We start from the raw sequence: 18695 nt of genomic DNA on the forward strand, positions 1-18695 counted from the left end.
CCACCGGCCCCGTACAGATACACCCCGTCGCCCCCGTTGGCCCCATCGGCCAGCGCGTGCAGCGGGGCGTTGTTATACCCGCTTGCAAAGTAATTCCGGGTGACCGAATACCCCCCCACATTGGTATGATAGGAGGCCACGTACACGGTGTTCGCGGTAATTGGCACCGGGCTCGAGAAGAAGACCTGCTGCCAGCCCGAGGCCGTCTCACCGGTAAAGGTGGCGCTCGCCAGCAATGTGCCTGTACTGGTCCAGAGGTTGCCGATATGCGTCCCCGTGTTGGCGCCCCCCTTGTAGAAACGCAAGCCCACGATATAGCCGCTCACGTCCGAGCGGAACTTGACCCCCACCTCCACCGCCTTCGTGTCGCCCTGCGAGGCCACCGCCGGAAGCGTGGCGTTCGTCCAAAGACTGTAGACGGTCGTCGTGGTGAAGGTGAAGTCGGCCGAGACGGCCGGGTTGCCGGAACCGTCCCTGCTCTTCACACGATAATGATAGAGGGTGCTCGCCGCCAACCCGCTCAAGGACACCGTGTGGCTTGTCGCCAGGGTCGGGTCGAGAGTGGTAGTGGAACCGTAGGAAGTCGTCGTCCCGTACTCCACCTGGCTGTCCGCCGGCTCATCGCTGCTCCAGAGGATCGTCGCCCCGCTCCTTGTGATTGCCGTTGCCTGAATCGCGCTGAGAACCGGGGCCGTCGTATCGGGCGTGGCGGTGGTGAAGGTGAAGTCGGCCGAGACGGCCGGGTTGCCGGAGCTGTCTTTGCTCTTCACATGAAAATGGTAGAGGGTGCTCCCCGCCAATCCGCTTATGGAAATCGTGTGACTTGCCACCAGGGTCGCGTTGAGCGGGGTGACACTGCCATACGCCGTCGTCGTTCCGTATTCCACCTGGCTGTCCGCCGGCTCGTCGGTGCTCCAGAGGATCGTCGCCCCGCCGGTCGTGATCCCCGTCGCCTGCACCCCGCTGAGGGTCGGCGGGACCGTATCCACGCCGCTGACGGAGAAGAGAATGTCCATCCAATAGTTAGTCGAAAGGTAAGTCTGGGTCGGGAACGCACTTCCATAGGCGTAAACCCCGTTTCCCCCATTGATACCATTGGCCAGCGCGTGCAGCGGCGGATTATCGTATCCCGACGATGCAAAGTAATTCTGGTTGACCGAATACCCCCCCACGTCGGAATGGTAGGAGGCCACATACACCGTGTTCGCAATGATCGGCACAGGGGCCGAGAAGAAGACCTGCTGCCAGCCCGAGGCCGTCTCGTTGATAAAAATGGCGCTGGCCATCAGCGTTCCGGAGCTGGTCCACAGATGTCCGGTATGCGTCCCCGTGTTCGCGCCCCCCTTGTAGAAACGCAAGCCCACGATATACCCGCTCACGTCCGACCGGAACTTGACCCCAACCTCCACCGCCTTCGTATCGCCCTGGGATGCCACCGCAGGGACCGTCGCGCTCGTCCAAAGACTGACGGCATCCGTCGTGGTAAAGGTAAAATCCGAGGAGACGGCCAGGTTGCCGGAATCATCCCTGCTTTCCACGTGATAGTGATAAAGGGTGTTCGCCGCCAGCCCGCTTAAGAGAATCATGTGGCTTGTCACCAGGGTCGAGTTGAGCGGAGTGGAATTACCGTACGCGGTCGTCGTCCCGTACTCCACCTGACTGTCGGCCGGCTCATCGGTACTCCAAAGGATCATCGCCTCGCTCCCCGTGACCCCCGTCGCTTGTATCGCGCTTAGACCCGGCGGCGTCAAATCCGGCGGGGCCGTGGTGAAGGTGAAGTCGGCCGAGGCGGCCAGGTTGATCGAAGCATCCCTGCTTTTAACGCGGAAATGGTAGAGGGTGCTCGCCGCCAGGCCGTTCATGGATACCGTGTGACTTGTCACCAGGGTCGAGTTGAGCGCAGCGGCATTACCATACGCGGTCGTCGTCCCGTACTCCACCTGGCTGTCGGCCGGCTCATCGCTGCTCCAGGTGACCGTCGCCTTGCGGCTCGTTACCCCCGTGGCCTGCACGGCGCTTAGAACCGGCGGAATTTGATCGGAGGCGCTGAAAACGACATCCACCCAGTAGTTGGTCGACGCGTTGGTTTGCGTCGGGAAACCGCCGGCCCCGTACAGGTACACGCCGTCGCTTCCGCTGGCCCCATCGGCCAGCGCATGCAGCGGGGCGTTGTCGTATCCGCTTACAAAGTAATTCCGGGTGACGGAATACCCCCCCACATTTGCATGATAGGAGGCCACATACACGGTATTGGCCGTGATCGCCACCGGACTCGAGAAGAAGACCTGTTGCCAGCCCGAGGCCGTCTCATTGGTGAAGGCGGCGCTGGCCAGCGGCGTGCCGGCGGCGGTCCAAAGGTTGCCGATGTGCGTCCCCGTGTTTGCGCTCCCCTTGTAGAAACGCAAGCCCACAATATACCCGCTCACATCCGAGCGAAACTTGAACCCAAGCTCAACCGAAGAGGTGTCGCCCTGGGATGCCACCGCAGGAACCGTCGCGTCCGTCCAAAGACTCAGGTTGGCCGTCGTGGTGAAGGTGTAATCCGCTGAGGCGGCCGGGTTCCCGGAACCGTCCTTGCTCTTCACCCGATAATGATACAGGGTGCTCGGCGCCAACCCGCTTAAGGATACTATGTGGCTTGTCACAAGGGTCGGGTCGAGCGGGGTGGCGCTGCCATAGGCCGTCGTCGTTCCGTACTCCACCTGGCTGTCGGCCGGCTCATCGCTGCTCCACAGGATCACCGCCTCGCTCCTTGTGAGCGCCGTCGCCTGTATCGCGCCCAGGGCCGGCGGCGTCGTATCCGGCGTAGCCGTGGTGAAGGTGAAATCGCCGGAGGTGGCCAGGTTCCCGGAGTTATCCATGCTCTTTACCCGATAATGATAGAGGGTGCTCGGCGCCAGCCCGCTCAAGGACACCGTGTGGCCTGTCACCAGGGACGGGTCAACCAGGGTGGCGCTGGTATAGGATATCTCATTTTCGTCATTCGTCGTCCCGTACTCCACCTGGCTGGAGGCCGGCTCATCGCTGCTCCAGGTGATGAGGGCGCCATTGATCGTGATCCCCGTCGCCTGAACCGCACTGAGATTCGGCGGTATGGTATCCGAAGCGGTGATGGCAAAGACGACGTCCACCCAGTAGTTGCTCGACGCGTAAGTCTGGGTCGGGAAGCTGCTTGGACCGTAGGCGTAAACCCCGTTGGCCCCATTGATCCCGTTGGCCAAGGCATGCAAGGGCGGATTATCGTATCCCGACGACGCGAAGTAATTCTGGTCGACCGCGTAAGCCCCCGCATCCGTATGGTAGGAGGCCACATACACGGTGTTCGCCGTGATCGGAACCGGGGCCGAAAACGAGACCTGTTGCCAGCCGAGGGGAGTCTCGTTGGTGAACACGACGCCCGCCAGCAGCGTGCCGGTGCCGGTCCAAAGATGGCCGGTATGCGTCCCCGTGTTCGCGCTCCCCTTGTAGAAGCGCAGTCCGGTAATATAGCCGCTCACGTCCGAGGAAAACTTCACCCCCACCTCCACCGCCTTCGTGTCGCCCGCAGACGCCACCTGCGGAACCGCCGCGTTCGTCCAAAGACTGTAGGGGATCGTACCGGGGACCACGTTCACGGCGACGCCCGAAGAGGGGACCTCCAGATTTCCGCTGTCGTCGACCGCCCGACTCATCAAGGTAACGGTCCCCAAGACGCCTGGAGTCCATGAATAGCTCCAATTCTCAAGACCGAAGGCCTGATGCCATGTCGCTCCGCCATCGACGGAAACTTCAACTCCGCCCACCACACCGCCGCCCGCATCGGTTGCCGTTCCGGTAATCGTGACGGGATATCCGAGCACCGGGCTTGAACCCGGGGTCGGTGAACTGACGATCGAAGTCGGCGCGATTACATCGGTCGAGGCCGTCGCCGGTATCAACCCGGACTGCAGCGTCGCGGGCTGAACACCCATGTCGGCAAACAGGTTGACCGTCGCCTGCTGCATATTCACATCCGGCGGGGAATTCCCGTTGTCGTGGGTACTATCCAGGCCCCACGACCACTGAATCGTGCCGGCGCCGAAGACCAGGGCACCGCTGGCAGACCGATAGAGGGTGAGGCTGTGCGTGGCCGTGCCGGTACCGTAAGTAGCGCCGTAATCGAGCAGAACGGTCGTTGAAATGTTGATGGCGACAGAAGACAATTTTATCAGCCCGGCGGGACCAACCCCATTGTCGGGGGCTTCGTCCCACTCGTAGCCGAGTGTTCCGTCCGGCAACGTGGCCGTTGTATTCGGTGAAAGGGCCGCGATGTTCGTATGGCGCCAGAAACGCATTTTCCCATAAATCGCGGGAACTTCAATGGCGTCGTTACGGGGACCGTTGACCCTGAAGAGCGTGCCGGTCAGAGCGTTTTCCGGACGACCCCCGTCGGCCGGCGGGCTGAAGCGCGGGTCTCGCCAGGTACCGGTCCAGGTCGGGGGATCGGCCGGGTCGATCGGCTGGCCGGCAAGCGTTTCCTTATAGCAGACCAGCGTCCGGTACGAGGTGTTCGTTCCGTCGATGCTGTTTTCCCAGCGCGTTTTCCAGAAGACCTCGTTCCCGCTGAAAAACGCCAGATGAACGCCCGCCGCGCGAGCCGCCTCGACATTGGCGCGTTCCGCACCCGACCAATATTCATCATGACCCACCGAGAGGAAGGTTTTGTGCTCCAGGATCTTTGTGCCGTATCGGTCGCTGTCCATGCTGGTAAAGTAGCTCACATTATAACCGTTGGATTCCAGCCAGCGGACCATCGGGTATTCGGCACTGAACACCCAGGTGGACGAAGGACCGCCGGTATTTCCGCGGTCGTTAAACGGACGGTTATAACTGACCTTGTAAGCCCGGCCGTTGGGTCCGTCATATAAACTGCTGCCGCCATAGCTGTTGTAGGCCTGCCAGGTCGTGTCCGAGGTCTTAAAGAGTAAGTCGGAGCCTCCAGCGTCGGCCCGAACGATAAACACGATGTGACTGGCCCCTCCCGTGTCCTCCCGCACAAGTTTTGCGAAGTAGATTCCTGAGACGGCATCCGGCGGAACCGCCCACGAGGCGGACTCCGCCCAATTGCCGCAGTCCAGGAGCCCCGTGGTAATATCCGACAGGCAGTCCGGCTGGGTCTGAGGCAAGGGGACGGAAGGAACCACCGTCGTGATCTTCCGTGCCCCCATCCCGTTGTAGTAACCCATCCGGTAGATATCGAGGTGATAGGCCGCGGCGTCCGTTTCAATCTTAAAGTGTACGGTCTGGCCCTGATTGACGCTGATGTCGGTGGCGAAACCCTGGAGGCTCGGGTCACCCGCCCCGACAATGTCCCATTCGCTGGATGGATTGCCGGACTTGGAGTTCTCGCAGACGATCGGATTGGCAGCCGGCGGACTGCAGGCGAAAGTCTGCCCTTGTGCGGATGGGGGGGCCATTCCGCAGACGATAACGTAGGCCATGGCCTGGGCCATCGCCAATAACCAACCGGTCGCTGTTGCCTTGTGATTGAGCATGATCAACCTCACCTGTGGCAGAGTTTGTACGAGTATGATGGATTCCCTTGGTAAAGTCTCGGCTTGGGCACAGTGAGGCGCATCATCGTTCATTTAACAGGCGATCTTCGCCACTGTAGAAAATTCCTGCCCAGTCCAATATACCTCTCAAGTTGTTAATACTTTGGTAAATGCCGTAATAACGTCCTTCGTATCCTCTTCGTCTAGCGCAGGAGATAGGGGCAGGGAAAGCGTCCGCTCCCCTATCCACTCCGCGTTTGGAAAATCACCGATTTTCCAGCCAAAGGTTTTACGATAATAGGGATGCAGATGAACCGGAAGATAATGGACTCCGACGCCGATGTTTTCGGCGGTGAGGGCGTTCAAAACCCAATCCCGGTTTTTTCCAATCCGGTCGAGATCGACCAGCGGGGTGTAGAGGTGATAGGCGTGCCGTGTTTCCGGCTCCGGCGGGACCGGGGTGAAGCATGGAAGGGCTTTGAACGCCGCGTTATACCGTTCCCAGATACTCTCCCTCCGCTTCCAGTAGGACTCCACCCTCTTCAATTGGTGGATTCCGATCGCCGCCTGGATATCCATCATGTTGTATTTATACCCCGCATGTATCACCTGGTAATGTTTATATCCTTCGTCGGAAAACCTTCTCCAGGCATCTTTGCTCATGCCGTGAAGGGCCAGAACCTTGACCCTTTCCGCGATGTGTCTGTCTTCCGTGACCACCATGCCGCCTTCCCCCGTAACGACATTCTTCGTCACGTAGAAACTGAAACAGCCGACGTCTCCAAAGCGGCCCGCCTTGCGCCCTTTATATTCGGATTCGATCGCATGAGCGCAGTCTTCAATCACCATGAGATCGTAAGTGCGGGCCAGGTTCATGATCGGATCCATGTCGCAGATTCGACCGGCGAAATGCACCGGAAGGATCGCCTTGGTTTTGGCGGTGACTTTTTTCTCGATTTCTTCCGGAAGAATATTCATGGTTTTCCGATCGCAGTCCGCGAGGACGGGCGTGGCCCCGCAATGAATAATGGCATTGATCGTCGCACAGAAGGTCATGGGCGTTGTGATGACTTCGTCCCCGGGCCCGATGCCCGCCGCCGCCAGGGAGAGATGCAAGGCGGCCGTGCATGAATTGAGCGCAACCGTGTGTGTTGCGCCCTTGTAGGCCGCAAAGTCCTTTTCAAACTGAAACACTTTTGGGCCGGTCCCGATCCAGCGTCGGCGCATGCATCCGACGACTTCTTCAATTTCGGGTTCCTCGAATATCGGAGCACCGAAAACAAGGAATTTCTCCTTGGGACGTACCGGCACTCCCCCTTCTATGGCTAATTTTTTCACTGGCTTTCCACCTTCCCGCCGTAAATGGTCCTCAACATGAGCACCGACCTCTTTGGTCCGGCATTATTTTTTAAACATGGCATTGGCTTTTCCATCCCAACTCGTCCACACGACGTTTGGATCGCCGATTTATCTTGCGGAAGGCTCCCATTTCACGATCCGCTCCCCCCGCACATAGCTATACCAGGCGCTGAGAATGGAGAGATTGACCAACACGAAATAAGTAAATATCTTCAAGATCGATCCGACGAACAATCGATTAAGCCAGATTCCCAGGACCGCGCCGACATAGAATACGACCTGGGCCAGAAATGCGACAAGATAGTAAATCGATTCTCGGGCCAGGAACATATTGCTGACGAAGGCCAGTATCATCGCGAAGGGCACCATCCACCGGAAGAGCTTGTGGCTCAACAATTGCCACGAAAAAAAACCGTATCGAAACGGGTTTAACAGATAAACGTGGTTCATAAAGACGCGGATCCCCCGCAGCACGGTCCTGACCTTTCTGTGGTACTCCTTTTTCTCATCCTCGAGGTCCCGGTAGGAGCCGACGCTTTCCGGATCCAGGATGCCTCGGAGCCCGATCCTGACCGAGTTGAACAGGGTGTTGAAGTCGCTCGCCAGATCAGGCGACCAAGGAAAACAGGCCTCTCTCCGAGCCGCAAAGAACGACCCGCTCAAGCCGACCAGGGTATTGACCCGGGATTCCAATCGGCGGAGGAACATCTCATACCGCACGTAACTTCCCTCGCCCCCGACCCGGCCGTCCCGGCCAATGACCCTGTCGACGCTGCTGACACAGCCGATGCATGGGTCATTAAAATTCCTGACGATGCTCATGACCCCGCCGGGGTCAAGGACTGTGGAGACGTCGGAGAAAACAAGGATCTCTCCGGAAGCCGCTTCCACCGCGAGTTTTTGGGCGTTTTCCTTCCCCTTCCGCTCGGAGGCCCGGATCAGCTTGACTCCCCTGGCCGAATAACGCTTCACGATCTCGTCGGTTTGATCGGTGGAGCCATCGGAGGCCACGATGATTTCCAGGCGGTCCGGCGGATACGACTGACCCAGCGTGTTCTCGACTTTCTCCCGGATCCTTTTCTCCTCGTTATAAGCCGTGATGATGAAGGAAACCCTCGGCGTCATATCCCCCTTCGCGACCGGCCGCCCCATGAAAAGCGAAAGGGCCAGGAGCAACAAAGGATAGCCGCCATAGGCGTAAAAAATAAAAGCCACCGAGAACCAAAAAAGTGCCGTCAGCATGGCAGATCCAGAATGTTCGACAATCGATCCGACAAGGCGCCGGCCTCCCCGCCGCGATCGAATAATCCGCAGATCTTCGACCGGTCCCGCTCCGAAACGAAATGGTGCGTGGGTATCGCCAGGAGCGTCTCGGCCACCCTTTTCGCCGCGGGAAAGCTTTGACCGGGAAATGCGGCTTTGATTTTATCGATCTCATTGACGGGCGTCGGATACATGAGGCTGACGCCCAATCCTTGTTTCTTGGAAGCACGGTAGACGAGGTCCCTGGCCTCACGGCTCTTCATCAAGACGGGCAGCCGCAGGTACGGGATGCGATTTTCGCGGAAGCTCTTTGAACCCAGCGCCCGTTTGAGATAGGAGGCCGTATCGGCCCGGGCCTGGTTAGACTGCATCAGGCGCTCCTTCCAATTCCGAAGAATGCCGCCCTTCATGGCGGACAGCCTCTCCAGCGGGAAATCCTCGGGAAACCTAGTTTCCCCCAATCCGAGGAAGGAAAGGCCGGAGGGAAACCAAAAGAGAGACGGGCGGATGAAAAAAACCATAAAGGCTAAAGAGACGAGCTCCTTCACGTCGTTCCATATGGCCGGTTTCTTGAAATCCGCATAACAACGGGCCATCGCCCCGGCAATCCGGTCCGAGTGGGTCACGATCACACCGCCGGACCCGCAGGTGATGTTCTTTCCCCTTCCAAGGCTGAAGAATCCCACATCGCCGACGGTCCCCAGTTTTTTCCCCTCGCGTAGCCCGCCCATGGCCTGGGCGGCGTCTTCCACGACAAAAGCCCCGCGGGACCGTCCCACGGACAAGGCGTGATCCATGTCGGACGGAACGCCGAACAAGTGGGTTGGGATGATGCACAGGGTCTCTTCATCGACGGCCTTTTCGAGAAGGCGATGATCGAAGTCGAGTGTCGAGGGATCGACGTCGCAGAGCACCGGCTCCAGTCCGGCCTTCAAAACGGCGGCGGGAACGGAAAAGCAGGTGTAGGCCGGGATCACCACCTTTTTTCTGGGGGACAACGATCTCAAGGCCAGAAGGGTCAGCGCCAGCGCGGCCTTTCCGGAGGAGACGAAGAATACGTGCCGCACCCCGAAATGTTCCCTCACCTCGGCCTCCAGCCTCTGGATCGACCGCCGGCCGGAAAACAGGCCGACCAATCCATGGCCGAGGTCCTTAAGAAAAAGCGGCGCCGCGGCGGGCGGTATGGTGCGTCGGATCTTCATGGAAGGTTCTTCACGATGGAAGGGCCGATGAGCCGTGTCAGGCCGACCGGAAGCCTCTTCCAAAGGTTAATGGCGATTCGATACTTGGGATTTGCGGGATTCAGCTCGGGAAGCGCTCCGCCCTTTCTAAGCCAATAGTGCCAATACAGGGGAACGGGCTTCGCTCCCCACTGCTCCTTGAATCGGTAGGTCCCCTCGCCCGGGGTCGAGCGGCCGAAATCAAAAAGTCTGTAGCCGCGATCGCAGGCAAAGTTCAGGGCGCTCCAGTATAAAAGCATGTTGGGACTGCAGAAGTTATAGTCCCGCAGTGAGGAGGCCCAGGGAATTTCGACCCGATCCTTGTGGCTCACAAGAAACCCGGACGCGACGGGTTGTTTTTCTTTATACACGGAGCAGATCCAGGTGGACGCCTCAAATTCCTCAAGGATGTTCTTAAAAAACGATTTGGAATACACGGGGGTTCCAAGATCCCTCATGTTCGTTGAAAAGACTTCGTAGAACCCGTCCAGCTCGTCCTCCCGGCCGATCCGCGCGATCAGTCCCTCTTTTTGCGGCCTGCGGATCTGGCTTCGAAGCTTTGACGAAAACGACCCCCACAGGTCCTCGGCCCTGGAGGGGAGCCTCAGGTTCATTACGACCTTCGATCTCTTGATTGACAGCGGGCCGTTCAATTCCCGAACCTCTCGGAGCTCGATGTGCTCAACGTTCTCCCGTTCCCCGATGTGGATCGCCTCTTGAAGAAGCCGGGGGCCGACCTCGGCGCGCTCCGCGCAGATTCCGCCGTAATTAAAGTAGGGAAGCGAAACCAGGAAACTCCCGAACAGGCGACTTTTCAAATGGACCATCGGAAGGATCCCGTCGATGTTGTTCCATTCATCCTCGGACAAAAGATAATACGTTTTATGTCCAAAGCTCTTTTCGATGACCGTTTTCCACCCGGAATAGTGGTAATGGGCGGTGCCGTCCACCCGTTTCACAAATTCATCCCAGCGTTTTTTGTCGTCGTTTTCAAACAATCGAATCGTCATAAGAAAAATCTCTTTCACGGGCGGGGGCGCCCTTTCGGCCTCGGCCGTCGTCTAGGCCCAAGAGGCCGCGGCTATGAGTTGATTGCCGGAAGATAACGCTTCAGATTCCGAAGCACTTCCCGGACGAAGGCGTCGCGGGCCTCCGGGTCTCCGGAAAGAACCCCGTCGATGGCCCAATCGGACGACAGAATAACGACCGCGCCGTTCGTGCGGCCCCGGGTCAGACCGTCCCAAACCATCCAAGCCTTGGCCTCGTACTTATCCGCAACAATCCGGCCGTTCAAGTCGTACCAGAAGAGCAGCTCTCTCTTGTATTTCCCCTCCTGTTGGACGACCTGGTTGATTTCAACGGGCCCGTAGGATGAAAGATCCAATTTTCGTTTTGAAGCTTCTCGATGGAGATCACTGGTTTGGTAGCTGATCATTTCCTTGCCTTGTGTCTGGCCGGCGAAGTAGCCGACATAGAGATTCAATTTGTCTCCGGAGGCGGAGGAGTAAGTTCTTGAAAGTTCCCTATCAACACCCAGCTTTTTGTAAATTGGAAAATCCGACCCCCGCTCCTTTCCCTGCCATTCCCCGATTTCCATGGGGAAATTTACGATCTCCGCCCTCAAGGGGATGGCCCGGGGTTGATGGAACAGCGCATAACTTCCCAGCAGCAAGAAAAGCAGGGTCAGCGACCACCCGATCCATTGAACTTTTCCATTCCGGGCGATAGATCCGGATACCGTATAGGGTTCCCGACTCTTATTTAACGGATCGGCACTCGAAGTCCTCGTCAAGACCCATAGACCGCCAAACAGTGCGGCATACCCGACCACGGAAACAAACAGGCCCTGGAGGACATGATAAGGTCCATGGATGTCCCCCCCAAGACCATGGTAGGAGAGGAACCCGATCAGGGCGACCCGCAGCCCGTTCGACAGCACCGCGACGGCCACGGCAAACCCGACGAGGAGGACCCGCCTCGTCCATCCCTTGAGAAAGAGGTAGGCCTGCGGGATGCCGATCGCGATCACGGCGATGAGGTAGTTCACGCCGCTGCAGGCCCGCGCCACCTCAAGGGTGATGTTGGGCAACTCAATGTAGATTCCTTGTTGGTAAACCGGAATGCCCACGGATTGCAGGAGCCTCACTCCAAGCGTCGCCGAGAAGAGTTGAAAGGGGAGATGGAGAGGGTCCGTCACGATTTCCCAGACCGGGATCATGAAGATCAGGTAGGCAACCGGAAACCAGAGAACCTTGAAAGCGCGGGCCCCCAGTATCAGGAGAACGCTCCCGAGAAGGGTGACGATCAATGAAAGCTCCTGAACCGAGGTGATTCCGCCAATTTGGCCCGCCACGAACATGAGCAAACCGGCCGCGAAGAGAACCGATCCGCCCAGAAGGGAGGGCTCGGGACGAACAGGCAAAAGCCGCTCGCGCCGGATCCACACGAGGTATAGGCTGATGAAGGGGATCAGAAATCCATAGGAATACATGTTGTCGGACCACCAATGCTTCGCCAGGCCCGTCAGCACCCCGACATAACAAAAGAGGAAGGAGGCCACAAGCAGCCCCGCGCGCGCCAGGGCCCGACCGTTCGATGGGCTGTAGGGTCGAACACGGGAAGGTCTCATTCTCTCGAGAACACGCTCCATCATTTCGGGTGGGCCTCCGGATCGATTTCTCCGACCGCCTCCACGAGCAAGGGAGACAGGTGCAGATAACGGGTGGCGTTTCGTTTGGCGTCGATGTCGCGCCAGACCCGCATGACCTGCCCGGGCGTCAGGCCGGCCACCGGGGCGACCTCGGCGGCCGGGACCCCGTGATTCTTTCCGTAGAGGCAGAGGTCCATCTTCTCGTAGGGCAGGGCGAAATAAAATTCCTCCTGCGTTTGCTCAAGCGAATAGGTGTCCGTGGTCGGCGGACGCCGTTGGATCTCCTCCGGAATGCCCAGATATTCCGCCAGTTGGTACACCTGTGATTTATAAAGATGGGCGATGGGCTTCAGGTCGGCCGAGCCGTCGCCGTTCTTCACAAAAAAACCCTGGTCGTACTCAAGCCGATTCGGCGTCCCCGCCACGGCGTAATGAAGCCGGTCCGCGTGATAGTACTCCACCATCTTTCTCGTTCGCTGCTTGAAATTGGTCGCGGCCACGACCCCGAGATACGCCTCGGCCGAAAGCCGCGCCTTCGTCCGAAGGCCCGAAGGCGATTCCACGACGATGTGAAAGATCGAGTACCCTTCGGCCTCAAGGACGTTGGGCAGCACGAGCTTGTTTTTATAACCGTCGCCGTATTCCGGGACGATCTTCCGGATCGCCTCGTCCCGCCGACGGTAGCATCCCGCGGCCCGCAGGACCGGGCCGATGTCCTCCAGGGCGGTCGCGATCCCGAGAGAAGCGGCGATCAGCCGCCCGAGCCGCAAACCTTCCTCGGAAGAATCCTCTTCCGGCATGAAGAGCCCCAGGACCCGATCCTTGCCCAAGGCCCGGACGCAGACCGCAGCCGTCACGCTGCTGTCGATCCCGCCCGAGAGCCCGACCACGATCCCCCGGCGGCGGAGCTGTTTTGTCACCTGCGCCCGGATCGCGGCTTCGATCCGCCCGGCTTCCCGCACCGGATCCAGTCTGAGCGTATCGCGCGAGAAAGCCGCCGCCCTCATCCTAGCGCCCTCCCGTCGGGAGCCCCAGCTCCCGCTTGCTGATCTTCCCGGTCGTCGTCTTCGGAAGAGACGATCGAAACTCGACCGATTTTGGAACCATGAAGTCTTCCAGGCGGGCCGCGCAGTGACGCATGACGTCGCGCTCGGAAAGCGCCGCCCCGTCGGCCAACACCAACACGGCCTTGATCGCCTGTCCCAGGATCGGGTCCTCCACCCCGACCACGGCCGCCTCCTTCACCTCGGACAGGGTGTACAGGACCGCCTCCACTTCCTTGGGACTGACCTTCTCACCGCGCGTCTTGATGATGTCGTCCTTGCGACCCACAAAATAGAGATAGCCTTCCCCGTCCATCCGGAAGAGATCCCCGGTGTACAGCACCTTTTCACCGGGAAGGGGCCCGGGTTTGAGGACCCGGTCGGTCTCCTCGGGCTTTTCCCAGTATCCCTTCATGACATGGGCCCCGCGCACCACCAGCTCCCCGACCGTCCCCGATCCGACCCGCCCGCCCCGCTCGTCCACGATGTACACCTCGGTATTCGGGATCGCCTTTCCGACCGAGGACGGCCGGATCGCGAGCTGGTCCGGCGGGAGATAGGATACCCGCTTGCATTCGGTCAGGCCGTACATGGAATAGATCCGGGTCGCCGGAAACAGGCCGCGCAGCCGCTCGATATGCGACGGGGGGAGCGCCGCGGCCGTGTTCGTGATGTATCGAAGCCGAGGGAACCGTCCGGGGGAAAGCCCCTTCATCTGGAGCAGGATCGCGGCCATCGTCGGGACGAGCGGGAATCCGGTCACGTTCTCCGAAGAGAGCCTTTCCAAAATCACCTGGGGGTAGGCGAAGGACGGCTCGAGGATCACGGTCGCCCCGGCCAGGAAACCCATCAGGATCTGATACAGGCCGTAATCGAACGACAAGGGGAGGGCGCTGAGGATGATGTCATCGTGGGTGTTTTCAAGATACTGCGTGATCGACCGGGCCGCCGTGACCATGTTGAGATGGGTCATCATCACGCCCTTTGGATTCCCGGTGGAACCGGAGGTGTATATCAAGGCCGCCAAATCGATGTCGATGCATCTCTTGGCCGGAACCCCGACCGACGTATCGTGCTCGATCAAGAGGTCGTTCAGGGACGCGAACCGCTTTGCACCGCTCTCGACCGCCTTAATCATTGTCCCCGCGACAATAACATTCCGGAGGTGCGGCATCTGTTGTAAGCCGTCCTTGAGGGCGTCGAGCTTTTTGGCGTGGGTGATCAGAACCGCGGCCCGGCAGTTATTCAGGATATAGGCCAGCTTTTCCGTTTTGGTCGTGGGGTTAATCATCAGAAAGACGGCTCCGGCTTTTAATGCGGCAAAGATGGACAGCGCCGCCTCGACCGAATTGTCCAGATAGACAGCCACCCGATCGCCGCGCTGGACGCCCGATGCGATCAGCCCATGGGCCAGCCGGTTGCATTGTTCCTCGATCTCACGGTAGGTCAGCCTTCGATCCCCGCAGACCAGGGCGATCTTCTCCGGGAAACGCCCGGCGCTTCGTTCTAGAAATTGTTCAAGCTGCAATGGTCTTTCTCCGCTTTTACGGGGTCCTTTGCGCCTTTTTCTCGATGAACCGGATGAGACTGTCAATGGAGTCCAGGTTGGCCGGGATCAATTCCTCATCTTCAATCTTTATCCGGTATTGATCCTCCAAGAAGGCCACCAGCTCCAGCACCCCGGTGGAATCCACGATCCCTTTCTCGAGGAAAGAGTCATGATTTGAGAGCTGATCACCCCCCTGGCCGAATAGAAAGTTGTTGATGACGAATTGCCGCAACTGCTGCTCAATCGGCTGCATGGACGGATCTCCTGTCGAAGTTTTTTATAAACTGGTCCACAACAAGCTGCGTAGAGAGGATGCCGACCAGGGCCATGTTATCCTTGATTCCGACGACCTGCCCTCCTTGGATCTTTTTTATCAGCTTCAGCACCGCTTCAGAATTGAAGATCCCGTATTGTTGAATCCGACCTCTTGAAAGAAGTTCCTCCACATATTCGTGTCGGGCGGGTTGTTTGACGCCCCCGATAAAACTTTGGGCTTCCGGAGCCCGATAAGGCTGTTTCGGCCGCTTCTTGACGGAAACCGGGATGAGTTTTCCCGCGGCGAGTTTTAATATATATTTCTCATTGAGCACCTTCATCTTAAGGTGGGGCGGAATCTGGCCGGCGAACTCCACCACCCGATAATCCAAAAAGGGAAATCGTCCCTCGACCGAATGGGCCATCGCCACACGGTCCCCTTGCGAGGAAAGGATGTAGCCCGGCAGGAGTTGGGCCGCCTCCAGATATTGGGCTTGAGAGAAGCCGTCCCAACCGAAGTATTCGACAGGGAGTTGTTTCTCCATTTCCGCGTAGGCGTCGTAGGTCTTCAGGCAGGCCTTTACGTCATCTGAAAAAAACATCTTGATCCGCGCCGTCAGCCCCCAGCGGGGGAGGTGGGAGAAAAACGGATCGGATCGGTCCTCGGATTTCACATGGAAGAAGGCCTGAAGATAGGCGTCGGACTGGGTCTGCAGGTTCGGAAGATAGGGATAAAGCCTCTTCAGGAGAAGAGGCCTTGTCCGGGACCCGGGTCGAGCCCCCCAGAACCTCCGGATCTTGGTCTCCTTAAAGATGTCATATCCGCCCAACATCTCGTCGGACCCCTCCCCGGTCAGCACGACCTTGTACCCGTTTTCCCGGACCAGCCGGGAAAGAAGGAAAAGCGGCGCCGGCGCGGTTCGTAGAACCGGTTTTTCCATATGCCAGACCACCTCCGGGAAAATCCGGCCGATGTCCTGATGGCTGCAGCGGACTTCCTGGTGATCCGTCCCCAAAAAACGAACCGCCTCCTTTTGATGGGCACTTTCATCGAATTCCGGATTATCGAAGGTTACCGAAAAGGTCTTTAGAGGCGTGTCCGTGAATCGCTTGATCAGAGCCGTTATCACGGTGGAATCGAGCCCCCCGCTCAAATAGGCGCCCACCGGGACGTCGGACCGGAGCCGAAGCCGGGTGGCGTCCACCAGTAATTCCAGGAGTTGATCGGCGAAATCCCGTTCCGAACTGAGCCCCGAATTTTTTTGATACCCCGGTTTCCAGTATTGACGAACCCGGATTTTCCCGCCCTCCACCACCATGGAATGGCCGGGAGGAAGTTCCTGGACGCCCTTGAAGATCGTCTCGGGCGGGAGGGAATACCAGAAAGTGAAGATCTGATCGAGGGCGCGAAGATTGATCTCCCGCCCGACATCGGGATGGGTCAAGACGGCTTTGATCTCCGAGCCGAAGATAAACGCATGATCCGTGAGGGTGTAAAAAAGCGGCCTCACCCCGAGACGGTCCCGAGAAAGAAAAAGTTTATGGGTCTTTGCGTTCCAAATGGCGAAGGCCCACTGGCCGTTTAGATCATGGACGCAGTCCTCTCCTTTCTCCTCATAGAGATGGAGGAGGACTTCCGTGTCCGATTGAGAGCGAAACCGGTGTCCTTTTCCTTCCAGCTCCTTCCTCAACTCCACGTAATTGAATATCTCGCCGTTAAAGGTAATCCAAAGGGATTGGTCCTCATTGTGCATCGGTTGACGTCCGCCCTCCAGATCAATGATGCTCAGGCGCGCATGAGCAAGGCCGATCGGACCTTCCGTAAAGACGTTGCGGTCATCCGGACCTCGATACCGGATCATTCCGATCATTCGGCGAAGAAGTTCCGGAGCGATTCTTTCACCGTTCAGGTTTAGGATTCCGGCTATCCCGCACATATTCAGACCTTCCCAAGCCCCCGTTCCCTTATAACTTCCAACATCGTGCCAAAACGAAAATCTTGAAGCAGACGGATCAGTCTCGCCTCGGTCTTGTTTAAATTCAGATAATGACGGAATCGCGACAACCCACCCACGGCCAGGCGGGGCTGCTCCGGGTCTACCTCCCAGGGATGGAGATAGACAACGGCGGGTTGATTTTCTTTGAGGTTCAGGCGCCGGATGCCCCAGCGGGTAAACGCGTAAGGGAAAAATCGCAAATACCCCCCGCCGCCAAATGGAACGTTGACCTGAGCGAGTCGAAGCGTTGAGGGTGGAAACTCGACCAGGCGCCCCTTTCCTTCCGTGTTGAGAGCATGGCAAAAACGGTGGTGATCCGGCATGCCGTATCGATCATGATAAATCGGAAAGATACTCGAATCGTAGAGAAAGCCTTCCTCCGATAGGATATCCACCGCCCATAAACTTTTTTGGGTAATCGAATAACTCGCCGCACGGTAACCGACGATCTTCTGACCGATGATGTCTTCCAGAATGCTTTTTGATTTTCGGGTCTCTTCCCGGAACTCCTCCGGAATCTGAGTATAGATCCGGCGATGGGCGTAGCCATGGGAAGCCACTTCATGGCCGCGCTCATGGATGGTCCGCACCAGTTTGGGCTGCCGTTCCCCTACCCATCCAAGAATAAAGAATGTAGCCTTAGTTTTATGCTCATCCAGCAAGTCCAGAATACGACACGTATTCCGTTCGACACGGCTTTCCAGACGGTCCCAGTGCTCAAACCGGACAACCGATTCGAAGGCCGAGACCTGATAATAATCCTCTACGTCAATGGTCAATGAATTTAACATGCGAATTTTAGACGGGCTACCGCCATTCCGGTGAAATTCCGGTTCGAAGAACTCCTAAAGATCAAGGCCTTATCGCTATATACACACTGTGCCGAAGGATCTAAGACACGTTCCTGATGGCCAGGTTACAAATTCGAGACCTGCGCCAAATCGACTATCAGCCGGGTCTGACCGGACAACACCTGTAACAAAACCATGGCGCGCTGGCGATCACTGAGCTCCCGCTCGAACACTGCTTCCAAGCCCTCGAACGCTCCGGCCTGAATGCGGACCGTCTGTCCGGGTCGGAATATGGGTCCCTGCAGAGCGGTGCCGTCCTCCTTGAGCCGCGATTTAATGGATTCGATGATTGATTCATCCACCATGGCCGGAACAGGCCCAAAGGAAACGATTCTCCGTACACCTCGCGCATAATTCACAGCTCGGAAATTGGTGTCCATGTTGAATCTGGCAAAGAGGTATCCCGGAAAAAGGGGGGCTGTAATCGTTCGGGCAACACGTCGAATGATCTTCCTTTGCTGAAGGCGAGGGAAAAAAATCTCTATACCCAACCTCTGGAGGCTCGACTCTGACAGAGTTTCCTGATGGGGCTGGGTATGGATCGCGTACCAATTCATTTTATTCTCCGAAGATAGTTTCAATCTCACGACGGGTGGACGGTCAAATCTCCCAAAATCGATCGAGTATCTAACGATGTCAAATCAATATATTAGATAAAGCAAGAATCAGGCCACTTAAGCGGTCCGGATTCAACCAAAAAATCTGTCGAATTTGGATGAACATTACTGGTGACTCAATAGATAAAGCAGTTTAATCTTAAATTGAGAAAATTTTTTCCATTAAATACTAAAATATGCCCCTTAGAGATTATAATGTTCTCCACAAATTATTGTTTAATAAATGATTGCAACTATATTCGGATCGTTGAAAGTATCATGATAGCCAAAGATTGCGGTCATTACAAACCGATGTTTAATAACATTTCGCAATCGATCAATCAATGTAGCTATTATTTATTATTATAAAATAAGGCGTCGGCTTAAATAAGCAACTTT

General features: G+C 57.5%; 12 protein-coding genes. All 12 read right to left on the minus strand.

Annotated elements, in window-relative coordinates; translation table 11 throughout:
* On the minus strand, positions 1 to 5513 hold a 5513-nt coding region (locus VMN77_10275), incomplete at its 3' end, for a DUF4082 domain-containing protein (GenBank protein HTN44167.1).
* A 147-nt stretch (positions 5514 to 5660) separates the two neighbouring features.
* Entirely contained in the window at positions 5661 to 6824 is a 1164-nt protein-coding gene (locus tag VMN77_10280) for a DegT/DnrJ/EryC1/StrS family aminotransferase (GenBank protein ID HTN44168.1), read from the minus strand.
* Between the two features lie 156 nt (positions 6825 to 6980).
* Positions 6981 to 8114 carry a glycosyltransferase family 2 protein gene (locus tag VMN77_10285; protein HTN44169.1) on the minus strand — a complete coding sequence of 378 codons (1134 nt, stop codon included), beginning with the start codon at positions 8112 to 8114 and terminating at the stop codon, positions 6981 to 6983.
* A complete protein-coding gene (locus VMN77_10290) occupies positions 8108 to 9337 on the minus strand; it encodes a DegT/DnrJ/EryC1/StrS family aminotransferase (protein HTN44170.1) in 1230 nt (409 codons plus the stop codon). The genes VMN77_10285 and VMN77_10290 overlap by 7 nt, the downstream gene beginning before the upstream one ends.
* Complete coding sequence (locus VMN77_10295; protein ID HTN44171.1) at positions 9334 to 10365, minus strand: FemAB family XrtA/PEP-CTERM system-associated protein; 1032 nt, start codon at positions 10363 to 10365, stop codon at positions 9334 to 9336. The genes VMN77_10290 and VMN77_10295 overlap by 4 nt, the downstream gene beginning before the upstream one ends.
* Positions 10366 to 10436: 71 nt before the next feature.
* A complete protein-coding gene (gene xrtW / locus VMN77_10300) occupies positions 10437 to 11984 on the minus strand; it encodes an exosortase W (GenBank protein ID HTN44172.1) in 1548 nt (515 codons plus the stop codon).
* Between the two features lie 20 nt (positions 11985 to 12004).
* A complete protein-coding gene (gene nadE, locus VMN77_10305; GenBank protein ID HTN44173.1) occupies positions 12005 to 13012 on the minus strand; it encodes an NAD(+) synthase in 1008 nt (335 codons plus the stop codon).
* 1 nt (position 13013) lies between these two features.
* Entirely contained in the window at positions 13014 to 14576 is a 1563-nt protein-coding gene (locus VMN77_10310; GenBank protein HTN44174.1) for an AMP-binding protein, read from the minus strand.
* 16 nt (positions 14577 to 14592) lie between these two features.
* On the minus strand, positions 14593 to 14850 hold the full coding sequence (locus tag VMN77_10315) for an acyl carrier protein (protein HTN44175.1): 258 nt from the start codon (positions 14848 to 14850) through the stop codon (positions 14593 to 14595).
* Positions 14837 to 16789, minus strand: coding sequence for an asparagine synthase (glutamine-hydrolyzing) (gene asnB, locus VMN77_10320; protein HTN44176.1), 1953 nt, complete (start codon positions 16787 to 16789; stop codon positions 14837 to 14839). The genes VMN77_10315 and asnB overlap by 14 nt, the downstream gene beginning before the upstream one ends.
* Positions 16790 to 16791: 2 nt before the next feature.
* Positions 16792 to 17640, minus strand: a complete 849-nt coding sequence (locus tag VMN77_10325; GenBank protein ID HTN44177.1) for an XrtA system polysaccharide deacetylase — start codon at positions 17638 to 17640, stop codon at positions 16792 to 16794.
* 125 nt (positions 17641 to 17765) lie between these two features.
* Positions 17766 to 18257, minus strand: a complete 492-nt coding sequence (locus VMN77_10330) for a transcription termination/antitermination NusG family protein (GenBank protein HTN44178.1) — start codon at positions 18255 to 18257, stop codon at positions 17766 to 17768.
* Positions 18258 to 18695 lie beyond the last annotated feature (438 nt).

The organism is Nitrospiria bacterium (genome assembly GCA_035498035.1).
GTDB lineage: Bacteria > Nitrospirota > Nitrospiria > JACQBZ01 > JACQBZ01 > JACQBZ01.